Here is a 9,949-nt window from a genome sequence, read left to right as displayed (position 1 = left end):
CGACGAGAGCGGATCAGCTGAAGTAGCGGGCGTAGGCGCTCGTGGTGAGGAACGGCGGGAACTCGTCGCCCAGCGAGACCTCACGGAAGATCGTCACCGCCTCGTCCAGCCGGTCACCGGGGGTCCGGGGCGTCGTCCGCAGGAACTCCTGCAGCATCGACTCGCACCGCTCGCGGGTGATGACGGTCCCGTCCTCGGTCCGGGTCCCGGAGTGCATCCACTGCCAGATCTGCGACCGGGAGATCTCCGCCGTGGCGGCGTCCTCCATGAGGTTGTCCAGCGCCGCGGCACCGGTGCCCCGCAGCCAGGAGGCGATGTACCGCACGCCGACCGAGATGTTGGTGCGCAGACCGGACTCGGTGATGGTCGCGCCCTCGCGGCGTGCGGAGGCGATGTCGAGCAGCTCGGCCTGGCCCACGGTCACGTCGTCGCGCTGGCGGTCGACCTGGTTCTCCCGCTCGCCGAGCACCGCGTCGAACGCCTCCCGGGCGATGGGGATGAGGTCCGGGTGCGCCACCCAGGAACCGTCGAAGCCGTCGCCGGCCTCGCGCTCCTTGTCGGCGCGGACCTTGGCGAACGCCTGCTCGGTGACCTCCGGGTTGCGGCGGTCGGGGATGAAGGCGCTCATGCCGCCGATGGCGTGCGCCCCGCGGCGGTGGCAGGTGGCCACCAGCAGCTCGGTGTACGCCCGCATGAACGGGGCGGTCATCGTCACCTGCGCCCGGTCCGGCAGCACGTAGGAGTCGCCGCGGGAGCGGAAGCACTTGATGACGCTGAACAGGTAGTCCCAGCGACCGGCGTTCAGCCCGGCGCAGTGGTCGCGCAGCTCGTAGAGGATCTCCTCCATCTCGAACGCGGCCGGCAGGGTCTCGATGAGCACCGTGGCCCGGATCGTGCCCTGCGGGATGTCCAGGGCGTGCTGGGCCAGCTCGAAGACCTCGTTCCACAGCCGCGCCTCGCGGTGGCTCTCCAGCTTCGGCAGGTAGAAGTACGGGCCCCGGCCGCGGGTGATGAGCTCGCGGGCGTTGTGGAAGAAGTACAGGCCGAAGTCGACCAGCGAGCCGGACGCCGGCTGGGTGGAGCCGTCGGTGCCGGTGTACGCCAGGTGCGACTCGAACAGGTGCCAGCCGCGCGGCCGGAACACGATCGTCGGCATCTCGGTCAGCTCCGAGGTGCGCAGCGCGTAGTGCTTGCCGGGGGTACGGCCGCCGTCGGGCGACGGGCCGTCGAACGACAGCTCGCCGCGGATCGCCGAGCGCAGCGCGCGCTGGCCGCCGATCACGTTGGCCCAGGTCGGGCTGGAGGCGTCCTCGGCGTCGGCGAGCCAGACCTTGGCGCCCGAGTTGAGGGCGTTGATGGTCATCTTCGGGTCGGTCGGCCCCGTGATCTCGACGCGGCGGTCGGACAGCCCGGGCGCCCCGGTGGAGCCGGCCACGCGCCAGGACGGGTCGTGCCGGACGGGCCGCGTGGTGGGCAGGAAGTCCGGGTCGGTGCCGTCGGCGATCTGCCGGGTGCGGCGCTGGCGGGAGAGCAGCAGCTCGCAGCGCGTGTCGGCGAAGTGGTCGTGGAGCAGGGCCAGGAACTCCAGCGCCTGCGGGGTGAGGATCTCCTCGTCGCCCGGGGCGATCGGGCCGACGACGTCGATCGTGCCCTCGGCCACGGTGGCCGAGTCGGCCAGCGCGATGCCGCGCGGCGGGGTGGCGGGCGAGCCGGTCGAACGACCGGACTGGGTGCGGGGCAGGTCGGCGGTGGTGGTCATGGCGGACTCCTGATCGAAAAAGGGGCCGGGCGTCCCGGTCCGGCGGGCGCGACGTGCGCCGGACCGGGACGCCCGAGGCGAGGGGTGAGTCAGAACTGAGCGGCCTCGGTGGAGCCGGCGAGGGCGAGGGTGGCGGCGTCGGGGTTGAGAGCCGTGGACACGCGGTCGAAGTAACCGGTGCCGACCTCGCGCTGGTGCTTGGTGGCGGTGTAGCCGCGGGACTCGGAGGCGAACTCGGCCTCCTGCAGCTCCACGTAGGCGGTCATCTGCTCACGGGCGTAGCCGTGGGCCAGGTCGAACATGGAGTGGTTGAGGGCGTGGAAGCCCGCCAGGGTGATGAACTGGAAGCTGAAGCCCATGGCGCCGAGCTCGCGCTGGAACTTCGCGATCGTGGCGTCGTCGAGGTGCTTCTTCCAGTTGAACGACGGCGAGCAGTTGTAGGCCAGCATCTGGTCCGGGAACTCGGACTTGACCGACTCGGCGAACTTGCGGGCCAGCTCGAGGTCGGGCGTGCCGGTCTCCATCCAGATGAGGTCGGCGTACGGGGCGTAGGCGTGGGCCCGGGTGATGCAGGGCTCGATGCCGTTGCGGACCTTGTAGAAGCCCTCCGACGTGCGCTCGCCGGTGAGGAACTGCTGGTCGCGCTCGTCGACGTCGGAGGTGATGAGGGTGGCCGCCTCGGCGTCGGTGCGGGCGATGACCACGCTCGGCACGTCGGAGACGTCGGCGGCGAGCCGCGCGGCGTTGAGGGTGCGCACGTGCTGCTTGGTGGGGATGAGCACCTTGCCGCCGAGGTGGCCGCACTTCTTCTCCGAGGCGAGCTGGTCCTCCCAGTGCACGCCCGCGGCGCCGGAGGAGATCATCGACTTCATGAGCTCGTAGGCGTTCAGCGGGCCGCCGAACCCGGCCTCGGCGTCGGCCACGATCGGGGCCAGCCAGTTGCGGGTCGGGGCGCCGTTCTCCTCGACGTCGATCTGGTCGGCGCGCAGCAGCGCGTTGTTGATGCGCCGCACGACGGCCGGCACCGAGTTCGCCGGGTAGAGCGACTGGTCGGGGTAGGTCTGGCCCGAGAGGTTGGCGTCGCCGGCCACCTGCCAGCCGGACAGGTAGATGGCCTTGAGCCCGGCCTTGACCTGCTGCACGGCCTGGTTGCCGGTCAGCGCGCCGAGGGCGTTGACGTAGTCCTCGGTGTGCAGGAGCTCCCACAGCAGCTCGGACCCGCGGCGGGCCAGCGTGTGCTCCTCGCCGACCGAGCCCCGCAGCGCGATGACGTCCTCGGCCGTGTAGTCGCGGGTGACACCGGCCCAGCGGGGGTCGGTGGCCCACTGCTCGGCCAGGGCCGCGGCGGTGGTGACCTGGTCGCCCGTGCGCGGGGTCGTGGTCGTCGTCCCGTTCGTGGAACCGGTCTCGAGGGTCGCGGTCATCGTCGTCGCCTTTCGTCGTGCGGTCCGTCGCGGTGCGGACGGACCGCCTGCTGCCTGTCTGGCGAGGGGTCCGACGGCGGTCCTCGCGGTGGTGAGCACCGCCTCGAGTTCCGCCGTCGTCGTCCCTCGGTATCGACTCTGGGCCCTGCGCAACCCCTGTGGCGAGGTTCTGAGAGGAGAACTTTCTCGGTTCTTCTCCTTGGCAGAAGGAGTGGCGCATGTCACCCTGGGGCATGGCCTTCACGACGACGTCGCGGCCGCCGGCGACGCCCCCCACGCCGCCCCCGGCCGAGTCCGAGCCCGACGCGCTGACGATCGGGCGACGCATCCGCCACCTGCGCCTGCAGCGAGGCATGACCCTCGGCGAGCTCGGAGAAGCGGTCTCACGTGCCCCGTCGCAGATCTCCATGCTGGAGAACGGCAAGCGCGAACCGACGATCGCGCGGCTGCAGGCGGTGGCGAAGGCGCTGGGCACCAGCGTCGACGACCTGCTGTCCCCCGAGGCCCCCTCGCGACGGGACGCCCTGGAGATCGAGCTGGAGCGGGTGCAAAGAGGACCGCTCTTCTCCGCGCTCGGCGTGAAGCCGGTGCGGGTGGGCAAGTCGCTGCCGACCGACGCGCTGGAGGCGATCGTCTCCCTGCAGGCCGAGCTGGAGCGGCTGCACTCCGAGCGGGCGCTCACCCCGGAGGAGGCCCGCCGCGCCAACACCGACCTGCGCGCCGACATGCGCGCGCAGGACAACTACTTCCCCGACCTGGAGATCGTCGCGCGCAGCCTCCTCGACGACGTCGGGCACACCCACGGCCCGGTCCCGCAGCGGGCGGCCGTGGACATCGCCTCGCACCTGGGCTTCTCCATCCACTACGAGTCGGACCTGCCGCACTCCACCCGCGCGGTCATCGACCAGCGCCACCGGCGCGTCTACCTGCCCAGCAACGGCATCCGCGGCCGGTCCGACGCCCGCTCGGCGCTGCTGCAGGCCCTGGCGTCGCACGTCCTGGAGCACACCGAGCCGCGCGACTACGGCGAGTTCCTGCGCCAGCGCGTCGAGGCGAACTACCTCTGCGCGGCGCTGCTGCTGCCCGAGCGGGAGGCGGTCAAGCACCTGCGCGAGGCCAAGGACGCCCGCGCGATCTCCATCGAGGACCTGCGCGACGCCTTCGCGGTCTCCTACGAGACGGCCGCGCACCGGTTCACCAACCTCGCCACGCGGCACCTCGGCATCGGCGTGCACTTCATGAAGGTCCACGAGTCCGGGGCGATCCACAAGGCCTACGAGAACGACGGCGTCCGGTTCCCGGCCGACGCCCTGGGCACCGTCGAGGGTCAGCACGTGTGCAAGCAGTGGACGGCCCGGGTCGTGTTCGACGTCAAGGACCGCCTGAGCCCGTACTACCAGTACACCGACACCTCGACCGGAACGTACTGGTGCACCTCGCGGGTCCAGGACACCCCGGACGGGCAGTTCTCCGTGAGCGTCGGTGTGCCGTACGCGCAGGTCAAGTGGTTCCTGGGCCGGGAGACGACGGCGCGGTCCACCTCGCGCTGCCCGGACGAGTCGTGCTGCCGCCGGCCCTCGCGGCCGCTGGCCGAGCGCTGGGACGGCAACGCCCTGCCGAGCGCCCGTCCGCACGCCTCCATGCTCGCGGCGATGCCGTCGGGGGCGTTCCCCGGCGTGGACACCACCGCAGTCTACGAGTTCCTGGACCGGCACGCGCCGACGGAGTAGACGGGGCCGGGACCTTCCCCGCGCGGAGGCCGTGCCCGGGATGTCGCACCGAGCGTGCCGCATCACCGGGCACGGCGTTGTCGTCGTGCGCCCCGTGGGCCTGACGGCAGCCGGTCCCAGCGATAGCATCGGGACGACCCGAGACCCGGGTCACGGTCCCGACGGAGAACGAAGAGGTTCATGACCGACGAAGCTGCTCTGCGCCCCGAGATCCGGGATGCCGTGGACGACCTCCCTGCCGACCTGCGGCGCTGCGCCAACCACCTGCTGAGCGTCTACACCGACGACGACATGACGGAGCGGGAGGCCCGCGACGTGGTCGGTGCGGCCGCGTCCACGTGCCGGTTCGCGCACCGGCGCGACCCGGGACAGACGCTGGTGCGCGCCTTCACCCCGACGCTGCGCGAGGACGGCTGGACGTCGCGGCGCACCGTCGTCGACATCTGCACCGACGACGTGCCGTTCCTGGTGGACTCCGTCGACGGCGCCATCGCCCGCCACGGCGGGACGGTGCACCTCATGCAGCACCCCGTGGTCGGGGCGCAGCGCGACGAGTCCGGCGAGCTGCAGGGCCTCCACGCCCGCGGCGGTCTGCCCGAGTCGTGGATGCACGTGGAGACGGACCGCATCACCGACGACGACGACCGTGAGGCGCTCGTGACGCGGCTGCAGGAGGTCGTCGCCGACGTGCACGCCGCCGTCGAGGACTGGAGGGCGATGCGCCGGGCATGCCTCGACATCTGCACCGACCTGCGCGTCCAGCCGCCGCCCACCGCCGATCCGGCGACGGTCGCGCCCACGATCGAGTTCCTCACCTGGCTCGCCGAGGACCACTTCACCTTCCTCGGCTACCGCGAGTACAGCCTCGACACCGTCGACGGCGAGGACGTGCTGCGCCCCCTGTCGCACACCGGCCTCGGGATCCTGCGCAAGCCCACCACCGACATCGTGCACCTGCGCCCCGAGGCGCAGCGCACCGCGCGGGAGCCGCGGCTGCTGACGATCACCAAGGCGAACTCGCGGGCCACGGTGCACCGCGACGTCTACCTGGACTACGTCGGGGTGCGCACCTTCGACGACGAGGGCAACGTCACCGGCGAGCGCCGCATCGTCGGGATCTTCACGTCGGCCGCCTACGCCTCCTCGGTGCTGACCCTGCCGATCGTCGCCGCGAAGGCCCGCGCCGTGCTGAGCGCCTCCGGGTTCGCCCCGACCTCGCACTCCGGCAAGGACCTGCTGCAGGTGCTGGAGCAGTACCCCCGCGACGAGCTCTTCCAGGACAGCCCCGAGCACCTGCACGACGTCGCCAGCCAGGTCATCCGGCTGCGCGAGCGCCGGCAGAGCCGCATCTTCCTGCGCGCCGACGAGTTCGGGCGCTTCGTCTCGGCGCTCGTCTATCTCCCGCGCGACCGGTACAACACCACGGTGCGGCTGCGCATCGAGGACCTGCTGCGCGAGGCGTTCGCCGCGGAGCGCGTGGAGCACACCACCCGCGTGGACGACTCGCCCCTGGCCCAGCTGCACTTCGTCGTGCGGGTCCCGAAGGACACCGGGATCCCCGCGGTGGACGAGGAGGACCTGCAGCGCGGGCTCGAGGACGCCGTGCGCACGTGGACGGCGGCGCTCGTGGACGAGCTGCACCACGTCCACGACGAGGAGGAGGCCGCGCGGATCCTGCACGAGTACGGCACGGCCTTCTCCGAGGCGTACAAGGAGCACATCACCCCGGCGGCGGCCGTGGGCGACATCGGGCGTCTCGAGGGGCTGACCGAGGACGAGCCCATCGCGGTGCACCTGTACACGCCCGAGGACGCCGATCCGAGCGTGCGCCGGCTGACCGTGGCGTCGCTGCGCGAGCACCGGCTCACCTGGGTGCTGCCGCTGCTCACCGGCCTCGGCGTCGACGTGCTCGACGAGCGGCCGTACACGGTGCAGCCGGCGGACGGCTCCACGCGGTACATCTCGGACTTCGGCATCACCGCGCCCGACCCGGCGCTGTGGGAGGCCGAGGGAGCCGCCGCCGCGCTGGAGGACGCGTTCCGCGCCGTCTGGTCCGGCGCCGCGGAGAGCGACGGACTCAACGCGCTCGTCCTGCGGGCCGGCCTGCCGTGGCGCGACATCGTGATCCTGCGGGCCGTCGGACGTTACCTGCGCCAGGCCGGGTCGGCCTTCTCGATGGAGTACATCGACGAGGCGCTGATCGCCCACCCGCAGCTCGCCGCCGACCTCGTGCAGCTCTTCGCGCTGCGCTTCGACCCCGACCTGGACGAGTCCGACAGCGATCGCGACCTGATGGCCGCGCGCGCGAGCGTGGACCTGCTGGAGGCGTTCGACGAGGTGGCCAGCCTCGACCACGACCGCATCCTGCGGTCGTTCCTCGGCGTCATCAACGCGATGCTGCGCACGAACTTCTACACCCGCGACGACGCCGGCGACCCCAAGCCGTGGGTCTCGATGAAGCTCGACTGCTCGCGCGTGCCGGACCTGCCGCTGCCGCACCCGATGGCCGAGATCTGGGTGTACTCCCCACAGGTCGAGGGTGTGCACCTGCGGTTCGGCAAGGTGGCGCGCGGTGGCCTGCGCTGGAGCGACCGGCGCGAGGACTTCCGCACCGAGGTGCTCGGGCTGGTCAAGGCCCAGATGGTCAAGAACGCCGTCATCGTCCCGACCGGGTCCAAGGGCGGCTTCGTCGCCAAGCAGCTGCCGGACCCGTCGGACCGGGCCGCCTGGCTCGCCGAGGGGAAGGCGGCCTACCGCACCTTCATCCGCGGCCTGCTGGACGTCACCGACAACCGTGACGGCGGTGAGGTGGTCCCGCCGGAGCGCGTCGTGCGGCACGACGGCGACGACCCGTACCTCGTCGTCGCGGCCGACAAGGGCACCGCGTCGTTCTCGGACATCGCCAACGGGATCTCCGCGGAGTACGGTTTCTGGCTCGACGACGCCTTCGCCTCCGGCGGGTCGGACGGCTACGACCACAAGTCGATGGGCATCACGGCGCGCGGCGCCTGGGAGTCGGTCAAGCGACACTTCCGCGAGCTCGGCCACGACACCCAGACCGAGGACTTCACCGTGGTGGGTGTCGGCGACATGTCCGGGGACGTGTTCGGCAACGGCATGCTGCTCTCGGAGCACATCCGGCTGGTCGCCGCCTTCGACCACCGGCACGTGTTCGTCGACCCCGACCCGGACGCCTCGACGTCGTACGCCGAGCGGCGGCGGCTGTTCGAGCTGGCCGGGTCGACCTGGGACGACTACGACCGTGAGCTGATCTCCGCCGGCGGCGGAGTGTTCCCGCTGTCGGCGAAGTCCGTGCCGGTGAGCCCCCAGATGGCCGAGGCGCTCGGGCTGGACCGCGGCGTCACGGCGCTCACCCCGAACGAGCTGAAGCGGGCCGTCCTGCTGGCCCCGGTGGACCTGCTCTGGAACGGCGGCATCGGCACCTACGTCAAGGCGTCGACGGAGACGAACGAGGACATCGGCGACCGGGCGAACGACGCCATCCGGGTCGACGGGTCCGCGCTGCGCGTACGGGTGATCGGCGAGGGCGGGAACCTCGGCGTCAGCCAGCGGGGCCGGATCGAGGCCGCGCTGTCCGGCGTGCAGGTGAACACCGACGCCATCGACAACTCGGCGGGGGTGGGCACCTCCGACCACGAGGTCAACATCAAGATCCTGCTGGGCGCCGTGATGCGCGAGGGCCGCCTGGACATCACCGACCGCAACAAGCTCCTGCAGTCCATGACCGACGAGGTCGCGGCCCAGGTCCTGCGCGACAACTACGAGCAGAACGTGCTGCTGGGCAACTCCCGGGCCAACGCGGCGGTCATGCTGCCCGTGCACGCACGGTTGATGACCTCGCTCGAGGAGCGGGGCGACCTGGACCGTGCGCTCGAGGTGCTGCCCGGTCCGGCCGAGATCGCGGAGCGCATCGAGCAGCGCCAGGGGCTGACCCGCCCCGAGTTCGCCGTGCTGATGGCCTACGCCAAGCTGGCCCTCAAGGACGACCTCAACGAGACGGACCTGGCCGAGGACCCCTGGTTCGCCCGCACGCTGGCCGACTACTTCCCGACAGAGGTCCGCGAGCTGTTCCCCGACGACCTCGTCGACCACCCGCTGCGTCGCGAGATCGTCGTCAACGCCGTCGTGAACTCGATGGTCAACCGTGGCGGCATCACGTTCGCCTACCGGGCCGCCGACGAGACCGGCGCCCCGACCGAGCAGGTCGCCCGGGCGTTCGTCGCCGCGCGCGAGATCATGGACCTGCAGGGCTTCGTGGAGGTCGTGGAGGCCACGGACAACGTCGTGTCCTCCCAGGTGCAGACCGACCTGTACCTCGAGTTCCGCCGGCTGCTCGACCGCGCTGCACGGTGGTTCGTCCAGCACCGGTCCGACCTCATCGACGTCGGCGCCGAGATCGAGGCGTTCGCCGAGCCCGTGCGGTCCTACACCTCGCGGCTCGGTGAGCTCTACCAGGGCGAGGAGCTGCGGCAGTACCAGGCCGAGTTCGCCGCCCTCGAGGAGGCGGGATGCGGTCCCGAGCTCGCCCGGCGCGGCGCGAGCCTGCTCGGCGCCCTGCCGCTGCTCGACGTCGCCGAGCTCGCGGCGACACGCGAGTGGGACCTGGACGAGGTGGCGCAGACCTACTTCACGCTGTCGGGCCGGCTCGGCGTGCCGGACATGCTCACCCGCGTCTCGGCCCTGCCGCAGGACGACCGCTGGGACTCGATGGCCCGGGCCGCGCTGCGTGACGACCTCTACGCGGTCACGATCGCGCTGACGGCGTCCGTGCTCGAGCACACCGAGCCCGGGGACGCCACGGAGCGGATCGACGCCTGGATCGCGGCCGGGGGGACGACCGCCGAGCGGGCCCTCGAGGCGATGGCCACGGCCGATGCCGTGGAGGACCCGGGGATCGCGACGATGTCGGTCGCGCTGCGGCAGCTGCGCTCGCTCGCCCGCTGACCCGCGCTGACCCGCTCACCGCTGCGGGCATGAAAGATGCGGCCCTCCGACGTCGGAGGGCCGCATCTTTC

At 71.8% G+C, this 9,949-nt stretch carries 4 protein-coding genes; 2 read left to right on the top strand and 2 right to left on the bottom strand.

All coding sequences use genetic code 11. The features are described from left to right. Positions 1-13: 13 nt before the first annotated feature. Positions 14-1,759, bottom strand: a complete 1,746-nt coding sequence (aceB, locus tag HLI28_RS15185) for a malate synthase A (protein WP_171248423.1) — start codon at positions 1,757-1,759, stop codon at positions 14-16. A gap of 89 nt (positions 1,760-1,848) precedes the next feature. Continuing rightward, entirely contained in the window at positions 1,849-3,183 is a 1,335-nt protein-coding gene (gene aceA / locus HLI28_RS15180; RefSeq protein WP_171248422.1) for an isocitrate lyase, read from the bottom strand. Positions 3,184-3,416: 233 nt separating this feature from the next. On the opposite strand from aceA, the gene HLI28_RS15175 reads away from it, so the two are divergent. Together HLI28_RS15175 and HLI28_RS15170 are read left to right on the top strand one after the other, a co-directional pair. Beyond that, complete coding sequence (locus tag HLI28_RS15175; RefSeq protein ID WP_171248424.1) at positions 3,417-4,913, top strand: helix-turn-helix domain-containing protein; 1,497 nt, start codon at positions 3,417-3,419, stop codon at positions 4,911-4,913. Between the two features lie 180 nt (positions 4,914-5,093). Further along, on the top strand, positions 5,094-9,878 hold the full coding sequence (locus HLI28_RS15170; protein ID WP_171248421.1) for an NAD-glutamate dehydrogenase: 4,785 nt from the start codon (positions 5,094-5,096) through the stop codon (positions 9,876-9,878). Positions 9,879-9,949: the final 71 nt, after the last annotated feature.

Source organism: Isoptericola sediminis (genome assembly GCF_013085345.1).
Taxonomy (GTDB): Bacteria; Actinomycetota; Actinomycetes; order Actinomycetales; family Cellulomonadaceae; genus Isoptericola; species Isoptericola sediminis.
The sequence above is the reverse complement of the archived record's forward strand: the minus strand, read 5'-3'. Positions and strand labels throughout refer to the sequence as shown.

Excerpts from the sequence above, each read along its gene's own strand:
- aceB (WP_171248423.1), bottom strand. The coding sequence starts at position 1,759 with ATGACCACCACCGCCGACCTGCCCCGCACCCAGTCCGGTCGTTCGACC.
- aceA (WP_171248422.1), bottom strand. The coding sequence starts at position 3,183 with ATGACCGCGACCCTCGAGACCGGTTCCACGAACGGGACGACGACCACG.
- HLI28_RS15175 (WP_171248424.1), top strand. The coding sequence starts at position 3,417 with ATGGCCTTCACGACGACGTCGCGGCCGCCGGCGACGCCCCCCACGCCG.
- HLI28_RS15170 (WP_171248421.1), top strand. The coding sequence starts at position 5,094 with ATGACCGACGAAGCTGCTCTGCGCCCCGAGATCCGGGATGCCGTGGAC.